Source organism: Microbacterium sp. 22195, assembly GCF_052056515.1.
Taxonomy (GTDB): Bacteria; Actinomycetota; Actinomycetes; order Actinomycetales; family Microbacteriaceae; genus Microbacterium.
The window spans coordinates 369976-387612 of the sequence record NZ_JBQEPE010000001.1 but is presented as its reverse complement, the minus strand read 5'-3'; the positions used below and the strand labels follow the sequence as shown (position 1 = coordinate 387612).

General features: G+C 70.4%; 14 protein-coding genes. 5 read left to right on the top strand and 9 right to left on the bottom strand.

Annotated features, from left to right (window positions below):
- Positions 1 to 2: 2 nt before the first annotated feature.
- Complete coding sequence (locus tag ACTJJ4_RS01895; protein WP_440941780.1) at positions 3 to 1124, bottom strand: alkaline phosphatase family protein; 1122 nt, start codon at positions 1122 to 1124, stop codon at positions 3 to 5.
- 85 nt (positions 1125 to 1209) lie between these two features.
- On the opposite strand from ACTJJ4_RS01895, the gene ACTJJ4_RS01890 reads away from it, so the two are divergent.
- Complete coding sequence (locus ACTJJ4_RS01890; RefSeq protein WP_440941779.1) at positions 1210 to 3648, top strand: DNA gyrase/topoisomerase IV subunit A; 2439 nt, start codon at positions 1210 to 1212, stop codon at positions 3646 to 3648.
- Between the two features lie 38 nt (positions 3649 to 3686).
- Here ACTJJ4_RS01890 and ACTJJ4_RS01885 read toward each other — a convergent pair whose 3' ends face one another.
- Together ACTJJ4_RS01885 and ACTJJ4_RS01880 are read right to left on the bottom strand one after the other, a co-directional pair.
- Complete coding sequence (locus ACTJJ4_RS01885) at positions 3687 to 4109, bottom strand: GNAT family N-acetyltransferase (RefSeq protein WP_440941778.1); 423 nt, start codon at positions 4107 to 4109, stop codon at positions 3687 to 3689.
- 11 nt (positions 4110 to 4120) lie between these two features.
- Positions 4121 to 6229 (bottom strand): DNA gyrase/topoisomerase IV subunit B, encoded by a 2109-nt coding sequence (locus ACTJJ4_RS01880; RefSeq protein WP_440941777.1) that lies wholly within the window; start codon positions 6227 to 6229, stop codon positions 4121 to 4123.
- Between the two features lie 181 nt (positions 6230 to 6410).
- On the opposite strand from ACTJJ4_RS01880, the gene ACTJJ4_RS01875 reads away from it, so the two are divergent.
- Entirely contained in the window at positions 6411 to 6620 is a 210-nt protein-coding gene (locus ACTJJ4_RS01875) for a DUF7455 domain-containing protein (protein WP_285631933.1), read from the top strand.
- A 3-nt stretch (positions 6621 to 6623) separates the two neighbouring features.
- On the opposite strand, the gene ACTJJ4_RS01870 is transcribed toward ACTJJ4_RS01875, so the two are convergent.
- From ACTJJ4_RS01870 to ACTJJ4_RS01845, 6 genes are all read right to left on the bottom strand, one after another.
- Complete coding sequence (locus tag ACTJJ4_RS01870) at positions 6624 to 7658, bottom strand: alanine racemase (protein ID WP_440941776.1); 1035 nt, start codon at positions 7656 to 7658, stop codon at positions 6624 to 6626.
- Entirely contained in the window at positions 7655 to 8350 is a 696-nt protein-coding gene (locus tag ACTJJ4_RS01865) for an alanine racemase C-terminal domain-containing protein (RefSeq protein WP_440941775.1), read from the bottom strand. The genes ACTJJ4_RS01870 and ACTJJ4_RS01865 overlap by 4 nt, the downstream gene beginning before the upstream one ends.
- A gap of 14 nt (positions 8351 to 8364) precedes the next feature.
- Positions 8365 to 9138: a type 1 glutamine amidotransferase gene (locus tag ACTJJ4_RS01860; RefSeq protein WP_440941774.1), complete on the bottom strand. Its 774-nt coding sequence runs from the start codon at positions 9136 to 9138 to the stop codon at positions 8365 to 8367.
- Positions 9135 to 10451: a MurT ligase domain-containing protein gene (locus tag ACTJJ4_RS01855; protein ID WP_440941773.1), complete on the bottom strand. Its 1317-nt coding sequence runs from the start codon at positions 10449 to 10451 to the stop codon at positions 9135 to 9137. Before ACTJJ4_RS01855 ends, ACTJJ4_RS01860 begins: the two co-directional genes overlap by 4 nt.
- Entirely contained in the window at positions 10451 to 11695 is a 1245-nt protein-coding gene (locus ACTJJ4_RS01850; RefSeq protein ID WP_440941772.1) for an RNA polymerase sigma factor, read from the bottom strand. The genes ACTJJ4_RS01855 and ACTJJ4_RS01850 overlap by 1 nt, the downstream gene beginning before the upstream one ends.
- A 166-nt stretch (positions 11696 to 11861) precedes the next feature.
- A complete protein-coding gene (locus ACTJJ4_RS01845) occupies positions 11862 to 12794 on the bottom strand; it encodes a proteasome assembly chaperone family protein (RefSeq protein ID WP_440941771.1) in 933 nt (310 codons plus the stop codon).
- A gap of 112 nt (positions 12795 to 12906) precedes the next feature.
- On the opposite strand from ACTJJ4_RS01845, the gene ACTJJ4_RS01840 reads away from it, so the two are divergent.
- From ACTJJ4_RS01840 to sucB, 3 genes are all read left to right on the top strand, one after another.
- Positions 12907 to 14382 (top strand): leucyl aminopeptidase, encoded by a 1476-nt coding sequence (locus ACTJJ4_RS01840; protein WP_440941770.1) that lies wholly within the window; start codon positions 12907 to 12909, stop codon positions 14380 to 14382.
- Positions 14382 to 15755, top strand: coding sequence for a dihydrolipoyl dehydrogenase (lpdA, locus tag ACTJJ4_RS01835; protein WP_440941769.1), 1374 nt, complete (start codon positions 14382 to 14384; stop codon positions 15753 to 15755). Before ACTJJ4_RS01840 ends, lpdA begins: the two co-directional genes overlap by 1 nt.
- 67 nt (positions 15756 to 15822) lie before the next feature.
- The gene (sucB, locus tag ACTJJ4_RS01830; RefSeq protein ID WP_440941768.1) at positions 15823 to 17616 is read left to right on the top strand and encodes a 2-oxoglutarate dehydrogenase, E2 component, dihydrolipoamide succinyltransferase; all 1794 of its coding nucleotides are present in this window, start codon (positions 15823 to 15825) and stop codon (positions 17614 to 17616) included.
- Positions 17617 to 17637: the final 21 nt, after the last annotated feature.

The window sequence follows — 17637 nt, the reverse complement described above, 5'->3', positions numbered from 1 at the left end:
GATCAGCGCGAGAAGGCGCCCATCCGGATGAGCGGGACGCGCCACTCCTCCATGGTGAGTCCGCCGTGCTGGCCCACCATTCCCCGACCGCGCTGATCCGCCGCCTCGCCGTCGTAGAGGGCGTGATTCGAGCGCGCGATCACGAGCAGGTCGCCGATGCGCTCGCGCGCGGCATCCGTCACCACCCCGCCGAAGAGCCCGGCGTCGATCGCCTCCACCCGGCTGACCACATCGGCGAATCCGTCCAGGTCGCGACGCCAGCGGCTCAGGATGCCCGGCTGGTCGGCATCCGGCTCGGTGTACACGTGCAGCATCCGCGGCTCCCCGCCGATGTGCCGGATGCCGTCGTGCCAGCCCCCCGCGGCGTCCAGGATCAGCTGCCGGTGCGCGGGCACGTCCACCATGCCGTGGTCGGCCGTGACAAGCACTCCCACTCCGTCCGGCACGCGTCGCGACAGCGCCGCGTCGATGTCCTCGAGGGCGGCGACCCATTCGGCGGAGTCGACGCCGTGCTTGTGCCCGGCCTTGTCCGCCTCCGGAAGATAGCAGTACACCAGGGCGCCGTCGTGCGCGTCAGCGAGCTCCCATGCCAGCTCCACGCGGTCGGCCGGCGACCCGGCGCTGCGGAACTCCGCACCGCGCAGGATCGCATGAGTCAGTCCGGTGCCTGCGTGCGCGGCGATGCCCACGGCGAAGGTCGGATGCCCGGCGGCCGCCGCCTGCTCGAACACGGTCGCCCGCGGCTGCCAGGCGGTCGGGTCCACGCCGTCCCATTCCGTGAGCTGGTTGACGAGCACGTCGCGCTCCGGATGGCGCACGCGGTAGCCGACCATCCCGTGCACTCCCGGTGCGGACCCGGTGAGCAGGCTGGTCAGTGCGGCGGCCGTCGTCGTCGGGAACACCGAGCCTGCGACGTCCTTCTTCGCCATCGCCGACACCAGGGTGCGGGCGTGCCCGGCATGCGCGCGCAGAGGCAGGGCGCCGAGGCCGTCCACGACGACGAGCACGGCTGATCGCACATGCGGCAGCTCCCCCGGAGCGTCGCGCAGAGCGGCGAGCAGCTGGGGCGCCACCCCGGCGATGCTCCGCGTCGATTCGAGGCTGGACGGTAGCATGAGAGGCATCCGGGCCAGTCTTCCACAGGCGGCCCGCCCGCCCCGCACTCGTGCCCCGCCACCCGTGCGCACCCGAGCGTCCAGCAGGAAGTCCATGCCAAAGCCCTCGTCATCCGAGCCCGTCCAGGAGCGCATCCAGGACATCGACCTCTCCCAGGAGATGCAGGGCTCGTTCCTCGAGTACGCGTACTCGGTCATCTACTCGCGCGCCCTGCCGGACGCCCGCGACGGCCTCAAGCCCGTGCAGCGCCGCATCCTGTACCAGATGGCCGAGATGGGCCTGCGGCCCGACCGCGGCCATGTCAAGAGCGCCCGCGTCGTCGGCGAGGTGATGGGAAAGCTGCACCCGCACGGCGATTCTGCCATCTACGACGCCCTGGTGCGCCTCGCGCAGGACTTCGCGCTGCGCGTGCCGCTGGTCGACGGGCACGGCAACTTCGGCTCCCTGGACGACGGCCCGGCCGCGTCGCGCTACACGGAGGCCCGGCTCGCGGCATCCGCTCTGGCCCTGACCGAGAACCTCGACGAGGACGTCGTCGACTTCGTCCCGAACTACGACGGCCAGTTCCAGCAGCCCGCGGTGCTGTCGGCGGCCTTCCCCAACCTGCTCGTCAACGGCGCCAGCGGCATCGCGGTGGGCATGGCCACGAACATGGCCCCGCACAACCTCATCGAGGTGATCGCCGCCGCCACGCACCTTCTCGAGAACCCGGATGCGACGACGGCGGAGCTGATGGAGTTCGTGCCGGGCCCGGACTTCCCGTCCGGGGGCATCCTGATGGGCCTGGACGGCGTCAGGGAGGCCTACGAGACCGGCCGCGGCGCGTTCAAGCTGCGCGCCAAGACCTCGATCGAGCCCCTCGGCCCGCGCCGCACCGGCATCGTCGTCACCGAGCTGCCTTACCAGGTGGGTCCCGAGCGCGTCATCGAGAAGCTCAAGGACGCCGTCAACGCCAAGAAGCTGCAGGGCATCAGCGACGTGCAGGACCTCACCGACCGCAAGAACGGCCTGCGCCTGGTCGTGACGGTCAAGACCGGGTTCGACCCGGCGGCGGTGCTCGACCAGCTGTTCCGGTTCACGCCGCTCGAGGACTCGTTCTCGATCAACAACGTCGCGCTCGTCGACGGGCAGCCCCGCACGCTGGGTCTCAAGGAGCTGCTGCGGGTCTACCTGCAGCACCGCATCGAGGTCATCGAGCGGCGCAGCCGCTACCGGCTCGCCCGCCGCAACGAGCGTCTGCACCTGGTGCGCGGGCTCTTGCTCGCGATCCTCGACATCGACGAGGTGATCCAGGTCATCCGCTCCTCGGACGACTCCGAGACCGCGCGGACCCGCCTTCAGCAGGTGTTCGAGCTCGACGAGGTGCAGGCCGAGTACATCCTCGAACTGCGGCTGCGTCGTCTGACGAAGTTCTCCCGCCTCGAGCTGGAGACCGAGCGCGACAAGCTGCTCGCCGAGATCGCCGAGCTGGAGAAGCTGCTCGCCGATCCCGCCCTCGTGCGCGCGCAGGTGGCGACCGAGCTGGATGCCGTGGCCGAGCAGTTCGGCACGCACCGGCGCACCCTGCTGCTGAACGCGGCACCGCCGAAGGCGCGCACGACGAAGTCCGCTGCAGAGCTGCAGCTCGCCGACGCGCCGACCACGCTGCTGCTGTCGACGACGGGACGCGCCGTGCGCGTGGATCTGGAGCCGGGGGCGGCCATCGCGACGCCCGCCCGCCGCAGCAAGCACGATGCCATCCAGGCGCGCCTGGAGACGACCACGCGCAGTGAGATCGGCGCCGTCACGAGTGCGGGCCGGGTCGTGCGGTTCACGCCCATCGACATCCCGGCTGTGCCCGCCAGCTCGGTCGGACTCGGCGCCGGCGTGCGGATCCACGACTATCTGGGGCTCGCAGATCGGAGCGAGCGGGTGCTCGCTCTGATCCGCTTCGACGACGACACGCCGCTGGCGCTCGGCACCAAGGACGGCGTCGTCAAGCGCATCGTCCCGTCCGCGCTGGCGGTGCGTCCGGAGATCGAGATCATCGGTCTGAAGCCGAAGGACGTCGTCATCGGCGCCGCGCCGGCATCGGACGAGACGGAGCTCGTCTTCGTCAGCTCGGATGCCCAGCTGCTGCACTTCCCGGCGTCGAACGTGCGGCCGCAGGGCGCGCCCGCAGGCGGCATGGCGGGCGTGAAGCTCGGCTCGGGTGCCGAGGTCATCTCGTTCACCGTCGTCGCGTCCCCGGAGGAGGCCGTGGTCGTCACGGTCTCCGGCTCCGAGGGGATGCTGGCGGGAGCGGATGCTGGGCGCGCCAAGGTGTCGGACTTCGCAGAGTTCCCCGGCAAGGGCCGCGCCACCGGCGGTGTGCGCGCGCACGCGTTCCTGAAGGGCGAGGACCGGCTGCGGCTGGCCTGGGTCGGCGTGGAGCCCCGTGCGATCGGGTCGGACGGCGCGGCGCGGCAGCTTCCGGCATCAGGCGCCAAGCGCGACGCCTCGGGCCAGCCCCTCGACTCCGTGATCGGCTCCGTCGGCACCGCGATCGGCTGAGCGCGTCCGGCAGGCCCCTGACCGCGCACGACGCGGGCTCAGGGGGCCGGGCGGCGCATCCAGACGTCGATGCCGTCGTCCTCCTCCACGACGAAGCCGTGGCGGGCGTACAGCCGCTGAGCCGGTGAACCGACGAGCACCTGCAGACGCAGCGGGGTGGTCGCGGCCGCCAGCAGAGTAGCCAGGATCGACGTCCCGATGCCGCGACCGTGGAGCGCCGCGTCGAGGTAGAACATCTCCAGCCAGACCGCCTCCCGGTCCGGACGCAGCGTGATGGTTCCCACCACGGCGTCCTCCAGCAGGATCATCCGGGTGTGCTCCGGCGAGAAGTGCTCGACGACACGCGCTCTCGACTTCTCCGGATCCCAGCCGACCAGCCGCTCCAGATCCGCCCGGAGAACCCGCTCCTTCAGCGAGACGACGTGCTCCAGGTCATCGGCGGTCGCAGCGCGCAACCGCACCCCCGGCGCCATCACGCGTCGATGGACTCGCGGCTCAGCCTGTCGCTGGAGCTCATGATGAACTCGCGGCGCGGCGCCACCTCGCTGCCCATCAGCAGCTCGAAGGTGCGGATCGCGGCGTCCGCCGCCTCGGCGTCCTCGATGGTCACGCGACGCAGCAGACGTCCCTGCTTGTCCATGGTCGTGGTCGCCAGCTGATCGGCATCCATCTCACCGAGACCCTTGTATCGCTGGATCGGATCCTGCCAGCGCTTGCCCGCCTTCTGCAGCTTCGCCAGCAGCGCGTGCAGCTCGGCCTCGGAGTACGTGTAGATCGTCTCATTGGGCTTGGACCCGGGGTTCATCACGATCACGCGGTGCAGCGGCGGCACGGCCGAGAACACCCGTCCCGCCTCCACCAGCGGCCGCATGTACCGGAAGAACAGCGTCAGCAGCAGCGTGCGGATGTGGGCGCCGTCGACGTCGGCGTCGCTCATCAGGATGACCTTGCCGTAGCGCGCCTGGCTCAGATCGAACGTGCGTCCGGAACCCGCGCCGATCGTGGTGATGATGGCCGCGCACTCGGCGTTGCCGAGCATGTCGCTGATCGACGCCTTCTGCACGTTCAGGATCTTGCCGCGGATCGGCAGCAGCGCCTGGAACTCGCTGTTGCGGGCATGCCGAGCGGTGCCGAGGGCCGAGTCGCCCTCGACGATGAACAGCTCGCTCTGCTCGAAGTCTTTGGAGCGGCAGTCCACCAGCTTCGCGGGCAGCGACGAGGACTCGAGCGCGGTCTTGCGCCGCTGGGTCTCCTTGTGGGCGCGCGCGGAGACGCGGGCCTTCATCTCGGAGACGATCTTGTCCAGCAGCTGGGAGGTCTGGCTCTTGTCGTCGCGCTTGGTCGACCCGAAGCGGGCGGCGAGCTCGGTGCGCACGACCTTCGCGACGATCGAGCGCACCGCCGGCGTGCCCAGCACCTCCTTGGTCTGGCCCTCGAACTGCGGCTCCGGCACGGTGACGGTCAGCACCGCGGTGAGCCCCGCCAGCACGTCGTCCTTCTCGAGCTTGTCGTTGCCGACCTTGAGCCGTCGCGCGTTCTGCTCGACCTGCCCGCGCAGCGACTTGAGCAGCTCCTGCTCGAAGCCCTGCTGATGCGTGCCGCCCTTCGGCGTGGCGATGATGTTCACGAACGAGCGCGTCACGGTCTCGTAGCCGGTGCCCCAGCGCAGCGCGATGTCGACCTGGCACTCGCGCTCCACCTCGGTGGCCTTCATGTGTCCGTCGGCCTGCAGCACGGGCACGGTCTCGGTGAACGAGCCACTGCCCTGGATGCGCCAGGTGTCGGTCACGGGGGCGTCGGAGGCGAGGTAGTCGACGAACTCGGAGATGCCACCCTCGTACAGGTACGACGTGACTCTGGGGCCGGTCTCGCCGTCCGGGGCGGATGAGGGACGCTCATCGCGCACGACGAGTTCAAGGCCGGGCACGAGGAACGCAGTCTGGCGGGCGCGGTTCTCCAGGTCGCCGAGCTGGAAGGCCGCGTCCTTGGTGAAGATCTGCCGGTCGGCCCAGTACCTGACACGCGTTCCGGTGACTCCCTTGGCCACCTTGCCGATCACGCGCAGCTCGCTCTTGTTCTCGAAGGGCGTGAAGGGCGAGTCCGGCCGAGGCTCCCCCGCGTCGGCGAACACGCCCGGCTCACCGCGATGGAACGACATGGCGTAGGTCTTGCCGCCGCGGTCGACCTCGACGTCGAGTCGCTCGGACAGGGCGTTCACGACCGATGCGCCGACACCGTGCAGACCACCGGATGCCGCATAGGACCCGCCGCCGAACTTCCCGCCCGCGTGCAGCTTGGTGTAGACGACCTCCACGCCGGTCAGTCCCGTGCGCGGCTCGACGTCGACGGGCACGCCACGGCCGCGGTCGGCGACCTCGACGCTGCCGTCGGCGTGCAGCACGATGTCGATCTTCGACCCGTTGCCGGCGACGGCCTCATCGACGGAGTTGTCGATGATCTCCCAGAGGCAGTGCATGAGTCCCGGCGATCCGTTGGATCCGATGTACATGCCGGGGCGCTTGCGAACCGCTTCGAGCCCCTCGAGCACCTGGAGATGATGGGCGGAATACTCGTTGGTCACAATGTTCGATTCTATTTCGCGGCGGCCTCCACGGATGCCGCGACACTCCCCCGCCGCCCACCCGTTACGCGGCGCGTACGCGCAGAGCGAAACACGCCGTGATCCGGGCATGCACTCAGGTGAGCCGTGGTTGTATTGAGCACGATCTCGAATCGAACCCGAATCCCGAGGAGGCACCGACATGAACGCTACGACTGAGCGAGAGACCGTCCAGTACCGCCTCACCGCGATGGACCGGTGCGACTCCTGTGGAGCGCAGGCCTACATCGCAGCCGAGGTCAACGGCACGGAGATGCTCTTCTGCGCCCACCACGGCCGCAAGTACGAGGAGAAGCTGCGCGCGGTCGCCACCAGCTGGCACGACGAGACCGCCCGCCTCATCGAGGCCTGAGCCTCAATCCGCGAGCTCACGCCGCACCGCCGGCGTGAGCCGGGTGAGGATCTCCTCGCCCACCGTGTCGATCCGCTCCGCGAGAGCCGTGGCATCCGACTCCCCGTCGGCACCGGGCCCGAACACGACCACCCGGTCCCCCTCCTGTGCACCAGGCCAGCCTTCGACCAGCGTGCTGTCGCCGTCGATGCGCACGATCGTCCGCAGGCCAGCAGGCGTCGCCACCTCCGCGCCGCGGAGGATCGACGGCAGGCCGTGGAACGCACCGACGCCGATCCGCACCAGCTCGCCTTCCATGGCGTCGACGGTGGCCACCAGTCGCGAGATGAGCGACAGGCCCTCCAGCTGCGGGCCCTCGGCGGAGCGGATGCCGTAGCAGAACGCGCCGATCCGGCTCAGCGTCCCTCGCAGCTCGGGGCGCCACCACGCCGCAGCGGAAGCCGTCAGGTGCAGCACCTCCGGCTCCCCGCCGGCGTTCTCCAGGATGCGCACCGCGTCCAGGAACACTTCCTGGGCGGCGTCGTCCTCCTCGTCGCTGGCCTCCGCGAGATGACTCCAGACTCCGACGATCCGGATGATGCCCCGAGCCTCCGCGTCCCGCGCGACGGCGACGGCATCGGCCCACGCCTCCGGCCGGAACCCGTTGCGATGCAGGCCCGTGTCGATCTTCAGGTGCACCGCGACGCGTGCGCCGAGGCGCTCCGCCGCCGCGATCACCGCGTGCAGGTACTCCATCGACCCGACCCCCAGCTCGACGCCCGCCCCGATCGCCGCGTCGATCTCGGGACCGGTCGACGGGGCCCACGCGTACACCCGCTGGGCGGTCACGGCGCGGATGCGCAGCGCCGTCGGGACGTCGTAGCTGCCGAACCAGGAGACGCCGCCGGCCTCCGCCTCGGCGACGGCCCATTCGATGCCGTGCCCGTAGGCGTCGTCCTTCATGACCAGCATGAGCTGCGACCCGTCCAGTCGCGCGCGCACCGCCGCGATGTTCGCACGGAATGCGGCTCGGGAGATCTCCAGGACCGGGGTGCTCATGCCTGCCAGCTCCGTTCGCCGTTGCTTCCGATCACGACCGCCATCTCCAGTGCGGTCAGGCCCGTGGCCGAGGCCCACTGGGCGAGCGCGTCGCGCATCGCACCGCTGCCGCCGAAGTAGGTCACGGGGGTGTCGACCGCGGCATCCGCCCCCTCCAGATCGACCACGCAGACGTCCATCGCGATGCGGCCGACGATCGGATGCGTCTGCTCGGCGATCTGCACGCGAGCACGGTTCCCCAGCGCGCGCAGGATGCCCTGGGCGTACCCGCCCGTCACCAGCGCGACCCGGGTGTCCCTGCTCGCCCGATGCGTGTAGCCGTACGAGACGGCTTCCCCGGCGTGCAGGGGCTTGGTCGAGAGCACACGGCCGTGCAGGCTCATCACGGGCATCCCCGGCGCCGCACCGCCGGCATCCGGGATGCCGAACAGCTCGTGCACGTCCACATCCGCGGAAGCGTCGGTCGACACCGGGATGCCGGATGCCCGCAGCCGACGCGCCTCGTCCTCGGAGCCGACCTGCACGGCAGTGGCGCCGGCTTCGACGACGATCGGGGCGACCTCGTCGAGGCCGTGGCCGTAGGCATCGTGCCGCAGATCGACGACGCCGCCCGCAGGCGCGAGCAGTCGCTGCGCGTTCTGCAGCAGTACGGAACGGCTCAGCAGGACCCGGGGCGCCGCACTGCCTGACATGTGTCGCCTCCGATTCAGAGCTGGATGGAGTTGAAGCCCTTGCCGTGCACGAGGGTCTCGATGGCCGCGCGAGCGCCGGCCGCGTAGGTGTCCAGCGACTCGACGCCGATGGTGAGATCGAGCTCCAGGTCCCGCCGCGCGGCGACGCCCGCGATGATCTCTCGCACCAGCTCGGGGTTCAGCGGAAGCATCGGCCCCTGGATGTTCGCGGCGATCGCGTTCGCGACGCGGATGATCTCGCCGCGCGCGGGCTGGTCCCCGGCGTCGGGAAGGGCGAACCCGCCCTGACCGAACGCCACGCGGCCGTAGCTGCCCGCCGCGTCGGAGAGGGTCCACTCGCTGGCGTGATCCTCGAAGCCGATCACGCGGCCGACCGCGGTCTCGACGACGATGTACCCCACCTTGCGCTTCTTGGTGCGCGACACCGTGGCGTCGAAGATGCCGAGGCCCTCCACGGTCTCGCCCTCCAGCGTCGTGACGCCCTTGCTGAGCAGCTCGGCGCCGGCACCGACGGCGAGCAGCGCACGTCCGTCGGCCACATGGGAGCGGATGCCGTCGCCGCGGGCCATCAGATCGGCGTGCACGCCGCGCATGGCGGACAGGGGGCCGTTGCCGATGACGAGGACGTCGAGGTCGGCGGGCAGCTCCTCACCGATGCCGACGGGCAGCACCTCCACGTTCGCGCCGGCGCGCTCGAGGCGCACCTGCAGGGCGCGGACGTTGCCGCGGTCGCCGGTGACGCCCAGGATCTCGGGGTACAGCTGCGCGATGCGCACGGTCGCGGTCATCGGCGAGCCACCTCCTGGTCACCATGGCCGAGGAGCCTGCGGCCGATCATCATGAGCTCGTAGTTGACGAACCAGATCTGACGGCCGGCGGCGGTCTGCGGCAGCTCCCGCATCATCGCGACGGCCTTCTCCATGTCGGGCTCGACGGTGCCGATGCGGACGCCGGCGTGCTCCAGAGCCAGAGCGAGCTGGTAGGCCTTCTCGCCCGTGACGACGTCGACGGACTCCAGCGCGTGGAAGTCCACGTCGTACAGCCACGAGACGTCGGGCGTGCCCTCGTCGATCGCCATCAGGGCGCGCTCGGGCGCCCCGTCCAGCGCGTCCAGGTTCATCTGCAGGCTCGGCGCATTCTTGAACATCACGAACTCGACCTGCTCACCCGCGGGGTCGCGACGCAGCGGGATGACCTCGCCTCGCCCGTAGGCGGGCGCCATGCGCGAGAAGCCCTGTGCGGCGGCATCCGTGGAGAACTCGTCGCCGAGCACACGCGAGGCCACAGCCAGCGCTGCGGCGGCGTCGGCGGCGTAGTGCAGACCGCGCGCGGGCAGGCGCACCGCGGCATCCGCGTCGCCGATCCTGATCGACACCTCGCGTCCGTTCACGCTGCGCACCTCGGAGTACGCGTCGCGCTCCGCGGTCCCGGCGTTGCCGCTGCGGGTGTCCGCGGCGTTGACGAGACCGTGCGCGGATGCCGCGATGATCTCGGGGGCGACGCCGAAGAACGACACCGGGGCGCGCATGGCGTCGACGTCGATCTTGCTCAGGTACGGGTCGTCGCGGTTCACGACGACGTGAGCGGATGCCCGCGTCGAGGCGTCCAGCATCATGTCGGCGACCCGCTCGGTTTCGTAGAACCGGTACAGCTGGTCGACCTGCACGTTCAGCGACAGGATGACCGACGGGGAGAGCCGGTCGGCCAGATCGGCCGCGTAGCCCTCATCGATCTCGAGCACCGCGACGTCCGCCTTGATCCGCCCGGTGAGGGTGGCGTCGGCGAGCAGCGCACTGGTCACGCCCTGCGGCAGGTTGGCGCCGGTCGGGTTCGTGAAGACCCGGAGTCCGTGCGCTCGCAGCACCTCGCTGACCATGTGCGTGGTCGTGGTCTTGCCGTTCGAGCCCAGCACGAACACCACGCCGTAGCGGAACTGGTCCGCGAGCGTGGGCAGCAGCGACGGGGCCAGCCGGTTGGTGAGATAGCCGGGGAAGGCGGAGCCTCCCCCGCGCAGACGGGTCGCGAAGCGCGCGAGCTTTCCCGCCAGCACGGGGAAGACGTACCGCAGGCCGGCTGAGCGCGCCTGAGGTGCCGTCGACATCATTCGAGGTAGTCCCGCAGCGACTGCGACCGGCTCGGGTGACGGAGCTTGGCCATGGTCTTCGACTCGATCTGGCGGATGCGCTCGCGCGTCACGCCGAAGGTGTCGCCGATCTGGTCGAGCGTCTTCGGCTGGCCGTCTCCCAGGCCGAAGCGCATCCGGATCACGCCGGCCTCGCGCTCGGACAGGGAGTCCAGGAGCTGCTCGAGCTGACGCTGCAGCATCGTGAAGCCCACGGCGTCGGCGGGCACGACGGCCTCGGTGTCCTCGATCAGGTCACCGAACTCGCTGTCGCCGTCCTCGCCGAGCGGCGTGTGCAGCGAGATCGGCTCGCGACCGTACTTCTGCACCTCGACGACCTTCTCGGGCGTCATGTCCAGCTCGCGGGAGAGCTCCTCGGGCGTAGGCTCGCGACCCAGGTCCTGCAGCATCTGGCGCTGAACGCGGGCGAGCTTGTTGATGACCTCGACCATGTGCACCGGGATGCGGATGGTGCGGGCCTGGTCGGCCATTGCGCGGGTGATGGCCTGACGGATCCACCAGGTGGCGTACGTGGAGAACTTGAAGCCCTTGGTGTAGTCGAACTTCTCGACGGCGCGGATGAGGCCCAGGTTGCCCTCCTGGATGAGATCCAGGAACTGCATGCCGCGGCCGGTGTAGCGCTTCGCCAGCGAGACGACCAGACGCAGGTTGGCGCCGAGCAGGTGGCTCTTGGCGCGCTGACCGTCGCGGGCGACCCACTGCAGGTCGAGACCGAGCTGGCTGGACTTCTCGGTGGCCGACATCGTCGACAGCTTCTCCTCGGCGAACAGGCCGGCCTCGATGCGCATGGCGAGCTCGACCTCTTCGGCCGCGTTCAGCAGCGCGACCTTTCCGATCTGCTTCAGGTAGTCCTTGACCGGGTCGGCCGTGGCGCCGGTGATCTGGGTGGAGTAGACCGGGACGTCGTCCTCGTCGGCGGACGAGATCACGATCGCGCCGGTGGGCAGCGGCTCCGTGAACGCCGGCTTCTTGTCGTTCTCCTCGTCGTCCGCGTCCGCCGCGTCGACGGCCTCGTCGTCGACCTCGGGAGCCTCGTCCTTCTTGGACGCACGCTTGGCGGGAGCCTTCTTGGCGGCGGCCTTCTTCGCGGGCGCCTTCGCAGCAGCCGCCTCAGCGGCCTCTTCGACCTCGGGGGTCTCGACCTCTGCGGCGGCCGTCTTCTTCGTGGTCGTCCGGGTCTTCTTGGTCGTGGCAGGAGTCACGTTTCGCCTTTCACGGAGCGGTGCACGCGCTCCGGGCCATTTCGGACACTAGTAAGACCCTTGTCAAGCCGGATCACGAGGATCGATGGTTGACAACGGGTCAGACGTCCATTATCACACACATGAAGGCATGCGGCGTCCCAGGTGGTGATCTCCGCGCGTCGGCTCAGCCGCGCTTCTCGTCGTCGCCGGGCCTGCGGTTCGCCAGATACCGCTCCAGCTCTGCGGCGAGCTCGTCCGCGCTGGGCAGGTCGCGCTCGTCGAAGCTCTCGTCGGCCTCGTCGCCCTCGTCGTCGCGCCCGGCCATGTAGGCGTCGTAGCGCCGTTCGAGGGTGTGCACCATCTGCATCAGCTCCTCGCTGCCGTGCACCTGCTCCTCGACGCGGGTCAGGTACTCCTCGCGACGCTCCTGCACCTCGTCCATCCGCAGCACGAGACCCGTCGCGATCATGAGCTTGTCGGCGGCGGCGATCACGGTGTCCGGGTACTCCGTGTCGGCCAGATAGTGCGGCACGAGAAGCACGAAACCGGCGACGCGCGCGTCGTGCTGGATGAGCCGGTACTCGAGCAGGTGGCCTGCCGTCGCAGGGACCTGCGTGCGCGGACGCCACACCGAGTGCGCGGCGATCAGGTCGCGCCGGTTGCCGCTGACGGTCGTGCCCAGCGGACGGGTGTGCGGCACGGGCATGGCGATCGAGTGCACCCAGGTGACCGCGGACACCTGGAATCCCTCCGCGAAGCTCACCACGGCGTCCGTGAACGCGTTCCAGGCGAAGTCGGGCTCATAGCCCGACAGCAGCAGGAACGGCTGGCCGAGCGCGTCGTGCGCCAGCGCGAGCTCGAGGCGGGCGGGGCGGAACTCGGTCAGGTGGTCCTGATCGAAGACGATCACGGGACGCCGCGCGCGGTAGTCCAGCAGAACGTCGTTGTCGAACACGATCAGAGGCTGCGGGTCGGTGGTCTCGTGAAGGTGCTCGATGAGCCCGGAGACCGCATTGCCCGCATCCGTGAAACCGGTGAGCAGGATCACCAGGGGAAGGCCGGTGGGCACATCGGGCGCGCCGGCGATCGACTCGTAGAGCTCATCGGAGAAGGGCATGTGTCAATGCTACGAGCCGGGGTGCCGGCGGGGCGGGCGCCGCTCATGCTGACAGCGAACACGGTCGCCGCGGTGATCCCGGGAGCAACCGGCGGATCCCTAGGATGGAGACATGACGCTTCCCGTGATCTCGCACACGACCGATCCGTTCCCTGGAAGTGCTGCAGACGCCGCAGTGCTCGTCATCCCCGATCCCGCAGGCGCACACGACGCGCTGGACGGCTACGAGGGCCTGACCGGAACCCTGTCCGCCATCGGCTACAAGGGCACCGCATCCGCCTACACGCGCGTGCACCTGCCCGCTGTCACCGACCTCCCGCTGGCCGTCGTGAGCGCAGGTGCGACTCCGAGCGCCGAGAGCGTGCGGGACGCCGTCGCCACCGCGATCCGCAGCCTGACGGGCTTCGCGACGATCTCGATCGGGTTCGCCCCCGGTCTCGAGCAGTTCGCGGATGCCGCAGCCGAGGGGGCTCTGCTCGGCGGATACCGCTTCGACGACTACCGCACCGAGAAGAAGCCCGCTCGCGCGGACGCTCTCGTGCTGCATGCGCCGTCGGTCGGCGACGGCGCACTGGAGAACGCCCGCATCGTCGCGGAGGCCGTCGCTCTGGTGAAGGACCTCGTGTCCGTGCCCGCCGAGTGGCAGAGCCCCGCGCAGCTCGCGCAGTCCGCCGCCGACGCGGTCGCCTCCCTGCCCGTGCAGGTCGAGATCCTCGACGAGAGCCAGCTCGAGGAGCAGGGCTTCGGCGGGATCATCGGCGTCGGCCGCGGCTCGGACCGCCCGCCCCGCCTGGTCAAGCTCAGCTACTCCCCCGAGGGCGCGGGCCGCCACATCGCCCTGGTCGGCAAGGGGATCACGTTCGACACCGGCGGCCTGTCGCTCAAGCCCGCCGCGAGCATGCTCGGCATGAAGTTCGACATGGCGGGCTCCGCCACGGTGCTCGCCGCGATCCGCGCGATCGCCGCTCTGGCTCTCCCCGTCCGGGTCACGGCGTGGATGTGCATCGCCGACAACATGCCGTCCGGACGCGCGACGCGCCCCGGCGACGTGCTGCGGATGCTGGACGGTCAGACGGTAGAGGTGCTGAACACCGACGCGGAGGGCCGCCTGGTGATGGCCGACGGCCTGGTCGCAGCGAGCCGTGAGAACCCGGATGTCGTCTTCGACGTCGCGACCCTCACCGGCGCGATCATCACCGCGCTCGGCAAGCGCCACACGGGCGTCATGGGCGACGACGCCGCGGTCGCCGAGTACCTCGCCGCCTCCGAGCAGGCGGGCGAGCCGGCCTGGCAGCTGCCGCTGCCGGAGTACATGGAGGAGCTGCTGGAGTCCCCCATCGCCGACATGATCAACTCCAACATGTCCGACCGATCGGGCGGCTCGATGTTCGCGGGTCTCTTCCTGCAGCGCTTCGTGGGCCGCACCTCGGATGCCGAGGACGCGCCCCGCATCCCCTGGGTGCACCTCGACATCGCCGGCTCCGGTGAGCACACCGGCTCGCCGTACGGCTTCACGGAGAAGGGCCCCACCGGCGCCACGGTGCGCTCTCTCATCGCGTTCGCACGCGCATCGGTCAAGGAGGCCTGATGGCTGTTCACGAGTTCGACCTCGTCATCCTCGGCGGCGGCAGCGGCGGCTACGCCGCAGCCCTGCGCGCTGCGGAGCTCGGGAAGAAGGTGGCGCTGATCGAGAAGGACAAGGTCGGAGGCACCTGCCTGCACCGCGGATGCATCCCGACCAAGGCGCTGCTGCACGCGGCAGAGGTCGCCGATCACGTGCGCACCGCGGCCTCCGTCGGAGTGACCGCCACCCTCGGCGGCATCGACGCGGCCGGCGTGACCGCGTACCGCGAGGGGATCGTCGCGAAGAAGTTCAAGGGTCTGGAGGGTCTGATCAAGGCCCGCGGCATCACCGTGGTCGCCGGTGAGGGCCGACTGGAGAAGGATCGCTCGGTGAGCGTCGGCGACGACCGCTACGTCGGCGCCGACGTGGTGCTGGCCACCGGCTCGTACAGCCGCACCCTGCCCGGCCTGGAGATCGGCGGACGGATCCTCACCAGCGAGCAGGCGCTCGCGCTCGACGAGATCCCCGCCAAGGTCATCGTCCTCGGCGGCGGCGTGATCGGCGTCGAGTTCGCCAGCGTCTGGCACTCGTTCGGCGCTGAGGTCACGATCGTCGAGGCTCTGCCGCACCTGGTCCCGAACGAGGACATCGTGCTGAGCAAGGGCCTGGAGCGCGCGTTCCGCCGCAAGGGGATCTCGTACAACCTCGGCGTGCGCTTCCAGAAGGCGGAGCAGGACGAGAACCAGGTCACGGTGACGCTCGAGGACGGCAAGACGTTCACGGCCGACTACCTGCTGGTCGCCGTGGGCCGCGGTCCCGCCACCGCTGGGCTGGGCTTCGAGGAGGCGGGCGCGACGGTGGACCGCGGCTTCGTGATCGTCGACGAGCAGCTCCGCACCGGCGTCCCCGGACTGTGGGCCGTGGGCGACATCGTCCCGGGCCTGCAGCTGGCGCACCGCGGGTTCCTGCAGGGCATCGCGGTCGCCGAGCGCATCGCCGGCATGGAGGTCGCGGCGGTCCCCGAGACGCAGATCCCCCGCGTGACCTACTGCAGCCCCGAGGTGGCATCGGTGGGCATCACCGAGGAGGCCGCGATCGCGGCCCACGGCGCGGACGCCGTCGTCTCCTACGAGTACAACCTGGCCGGCAACGGCAAGAGCGAGATCATCGGCACCGGAGGCACGGTCAAGGTCGTGCGCCAGAAGGACGGCCCGGTCCTCGGCGTGCACCTGCTCGGCGACCGCGTCGGCGAGCTCATCACCGAGGGCCAGCTGGCCGTCGCGTGGGAGGCGCACCCGGAGGACATCGCTCCGCTGATCCACGCGCACCCCACCCAGAGCGAGGCGCTGGGCGAGGCCTTCCTCGCTCTGGCCGGAAAACCGCTCCACGCACTCTGAACCGCACCAACAGGGCGCCCGGGTCACTAAGCTTGAGGCGTCACAGATTTCTGAAGGAGACTCCGTCATGAGCACACCCGTGGTCCTCCCCGCACTTGGGGAGAGCGTCACCGAGGGTACGGTCACTCGCTGGCTGAAGCAGGTCGGCGACACGGTGCAGGCGGATGAGGGCCTGCTCGAGATCTCGACCGACAAGGTCGACACCGAGATCCCCTCGCCCGTCAGCGGCGTCATCGAGGAGATCCTCGTGGCCGAGGACGAGACCGTCGAGGTGGGCGCTCTGCTCGCCCGTATCGGCGATGGCAGCGGTGCCGGTTCGGCCGGCGACGCGCCCGCAGCAGCAGCGCCCGCCGCCGAGGCCGCACCCGCCGAGGCCGCGACGGCAGCCCCCGCGGCCGAGCCCGCCGCAGCGCCCACAGCGCCCGCCGCCGAAGCGCCCGCCGCCGCTGCGCCGGCCGCTTCCGGCGACGCGACCGACGTCGTGCTCCCCGAGCTGGGCGAGTCCGTCACCGAGGGCACCGTCACCCGCTGGCTGAAGGCCGTCGGAGACGACGTGGCCGTCGATGAGGCCCTGCTCGAGATCTCGACCGACAAGGTCGACACCGAGATCCCCTCGCCCGTCGCGGGCACGCTGCAGGAGATCCTCGCAGCCGAGGACGAGACGGTCGCCGTCGGCGCCGTCCTCGCCCGCATCGGCTCGGGCGCCCCCGCGGCCGCACCCGCTGCTCCGGCAGCGCCCGCGGCTCCGGCACCGGCCGCTCCGGCACCCGCCGCTGAATCCGCCCCGGCTCCGGCAGCTCCTGCCCCGGCAGCGCCAGCGCCCGCAGCACCGGCCGCCGCGCCCGCAGCGCCTGCGCCCGCAGCACCGGCCGCCGCTCCGGCCGCGCCCGCTCCGGCACCGGCCGCACCTGCCGCACCGGCTCCGGCCGCACCGGCTGCGGAAGAGGCATCCGACTCGCTGTACGTCACTCCCCTGGTCCGTCGACTCGCCTCCCAGCAGGGCATCGACCTGGCCACCGTGAAGGGCACCGGCGTCGGCGGACGCATCCGCAAGGAGGACGTGCTGAAGGCCGCCGAGGCCAAGGCGCAGGCTCCGGCCGCCGCCGCACCGGCAGCGCCCGCCGCGGCCCCGCTCGAGGTCTCGCCTCTGCGCGGCACCACGCAGAAGATGTCGCGTCTGCGCAAGGTCGTCGCCGAGCGCGCTGTCGCCTCCATGCAGCAGACCGCTCAGCTGACGACGTTCGTCGAGGTCGATGTGACGGCCCTGGCCGCCTACCGCACCGCGAAGAAGGACGAGTTCCTGCAGAAGACGGGCGACAAGCTCTCCTTCCTGCCGTTCTTCACCCTCGCGGCTGCCGAGGCGCTGCAGGCGTACCCGATCATCAACGCGACGGTCGACGGCGACAGCATCGTCTACCCGGCATCCGAGAACATCTCGATCGCCGTGGACACCGAGCGAGGCCTGCTCACGCCGGTCGTCCGCGACGCCGGGACGAAGAACATCGCGCAGATCGCGCACGAGATCGCCGATCTCGCCGCCCGAACCCGCGACAACAAGCTCAAGCCCGACGAGCTCGCCGGCGGCACCTTCACGGTGACCAACACGGGTTCGCGCGGTGCGATGTTCGACACGCCCCTGGTGTTCCTGCCGCAGTCCGCGATCCTCGGCACGGGCGTGGTGTTCAAGCGCCCCGGTGTGGTCACGGTCGACGGCGTGGATGCGATCTCGGTCCGTTCGTACGTGTGGCTGGCGATCTCCTACGACCACCGCATCATCGACGGTGCGGATGCCGCGCGCTTCCTGGGCGCGATCAAGAACCGCCTGGAGGCCGCGGACTTCGCGGCAACGCTGGGCATCTGATTCAGCCGGGGATCTGAGCCT

Bases quoted from the DNA above. Each gene is read 5' to 3' on its own strand.
- ACTJJ4_RS01895 (WP_440941780.1), bottom strand. From the start codon at position 1,124: ATGCCTCTCATGCTACCGTCCAGCCTCGAATCGACGCGGAGCATCGCC.
- ACTJJ4_RS01890 (WP_440941779.1), top strand. From the start codon at position 1,210: ATGCCAAAGCCCTCGTCATCCGAGCCCGTCCAGGAGCGCATCCAGGAC.
- ACTJJ4_RS01875 (WP_285631933.1), top strand. From the start codon at position 6,411: ATGAACGCTACGACTGAGCGAGAGACCGTCCAGTACCGCCTCACCGCG.
- ACTJJ4_RS01870 (WP_440941776.1), bottom strand. From the start codon at position 7,658: ATGAGCACCCCGGTCCTGGAGATCTCCCGAGCCGCATTCCGTGCGAAC.
- ACTJJ4_RS01865 (WP_440941775.1), bottom strand. From the start codon at position 8,350: ATGTCAGGCAGTGCGGCGCCCCGGGTCCTGCTGAGCCGTTCCGTACTG.
- ACTJJ4_RS01860 (WP_440941774.1), bottom strand. From the start codon at position 9,138: ATGACCGCGACCGTGCGCATCGCGCAGCTGTACCCCGAGATCCTGGGC.
- ACTJJ4_RS01855 (WP_440941773.1), bottom strand. From the start codon at position 10,451: ATGTCGACGGCACCTCAGGCGCGCTCAGCCGGCCTGCGGTACGTCTTC.
- ACTJJ4_RS01845 (WP_440941771.1), bottom strand. From the start codon at position 12,794: ATGCCCTTCTCCGATGAGCTCTACGAGTCGATCGCCGGCGCGCCCGAT.
- ACTJJ4_RS01840 (WP_440941770.1), top strand. From the start codon at position 12,907: ATGACGCTTCCCGTGATCTCGCACACGACCGATCCGTTCCCTGGAAGT.
- lpdA (WP_440941769.1), top strand. From the start codon at position 14,382: ATGGCTGTTCACGAGTTCGACCTCGTCATCCTCGGCGGCGGCAGCGGC.
- sucB (WP_440941768.1), top strand. From the start codon at position 15,823: ATGAGCACACCCGTGGTCCTCCCCGCACTTGGGGAGAGCGTCACCGAG.